Consider the following 1,919-nt stretch of genomic DNA (forward strand, 5'->3'; position numbering starts at 1 on the left):
ACACCACACGACCGGACACCACACCCGGTGCCTGCACGCCGGCGGCCAACGCCCGCGCACCCTCGAGCAGACCATCGCGGTCATCGGCGACGATAACCGCGCGATGCTCGAACACAGCACGCGTGGACGCCATCGAGAAACCGGCGTCCACCGGATCCAGGTCGTGATCGACGACATGCGATGCCAGCCGGGCAGCCTGTCCGGCAAGAGCCGCACCGCTACGCGCCGAGACCACCCACGGCAGCACGCCACCGGCCGGGACGGTCTTGGCCACCGGCTCCGGAGCCCCCACCGGCGTCGGAGCCTGCTCGAGGACGACGTGAGCATTCGTGCCGCTGATCCCGAACGAGGACACACCAGCCCGACGCGGCCGATCCACCTCCGGCCACGCCACCTGCTCGGTCAGCAACCGGATATGCCCCTCGGTCCAATCGACCTTGGTGCTGGGCTGATCGACATGCAGCGTCCGCGGCAACACACCATGGCGCATCGCCATCACCATCTTGATCACACCACCCACACCCGCCGCGGCCTGAGCATGACCGATATTGGACTTCAACGACCCCAACCACAACGGACGATCCGGGTCCCGGTCCTGACCGTAAGTAGCAAGCAGCGCTTGGGCTTCGATCGGGTCCCCGAGGGTGGTGCCGGTGCCGTGAGCCTCGACCACATCGACCTCGACCGGCGACACCCTCGCATTCGCCAGCGCTTGACGGATCACCCGCCGCTGCGAAGGACCATTCGGCGCGGTCAAACCATTCGAAGCGCCATCCTGATTCACCGCCGAACCCGCAACCACCGCGAGAACTTCATGACCATTACGGCGGGCATCGGACAACCGCTCCAACACCAACATTCCAGCGCCCTCGGACCAGCCCACACCGTCGGCGGCATCGGCGAACGACTTGCACCGCCCATCCGGAGCCAAACCCCGCTGACGGCTGAACTCGAGGAACATCTCCGGGGTGGCCATCACCGCGACACCACCGGCCAACGCCAGATCACACTCACCCGACCGCAACGACTGTGCAGCCAGGTGCATCGCCACCAACGATGACGAACACGCCGTATCCACCGACACCGCCGGGCCTTCCAGCCCGAGCGTGTAGGCGATCCGACCCGACACCAAACTACCGCCGGCGCTGCTACCAGTGCCCTGCGCGTAGTCGTGGTACATCACACCGGTGAACACCCCGGTCGAACTGCCACGTAGCACGACAGGATCGACACCGGCCCGTTCCAACGCCTCCCACGACACCTCCAACAGCAACCGCTGCTGCGGATCCATCCCCGTGGCCTCGTTCGGACCGATCCCGAAGAAATCCGCATCGAACTCCGCTGCCGAATACAAGAACCCACCCTGACGGGTATAGGTCTTGCCTGCCTTGCCAGGTTCGGGGTCATAGATACCGTCGATGTCCCAGCCACGATCCACGGGCATCTCGCCGGTGGTGTCGATACCCGAGGTGACCAGATTCCACAGGTCTTCGGGCGAGACGACACCACCTGGATAGCGGCAGCTCATCGCCACCACCGCGATCGGCTCGTCGTCGGCTCGTACCCGACTGATCGCGAGTTCATCGACAGCCCCGGTACCGGTGAGTTGGGAATCGATGAACTCGGCGACGATCTGCGCGTTGGGGTAATCGAAAATGAGAGTGGCCGGCAATTGCAGACCCGTCGCGGCGTTGAGCCTGTTACGGAACTCGACAGCGCCCAGAGAATCGAACCCGAGCTGCTGGAACGCTTGCTGGGGTTCGACAGCATCGAGAGAAGCGTGCCCGAGGATGTCGGCGGCGACCGATCGGACCAGGTCGAGCAGGGCGCTCTTGCGAGCGGTATCAGAGAGACCGGCCAGCTTCTGCGCGAATGCCTGACCTGCCGGGGTTCGGCTGTGGCGGCGCACCGGGACAGGT

The 1,919-nt window shown here is 65.2% G+C and carries 1 protein-coding gene; it reads right to left on the reverse strand.

What is annotated here, in order from left to right; genetic code table 11:
* The coding region (locus AC3ERS_RS36520; protein WP_431972724.1) for a type I polyketide synthase at positions 1–1,919 on the reverse strand (1,919 nt) is incomplete at both ends.

The organism is Nocardia sp. bgisy134 (assembly GCF_057708325.1).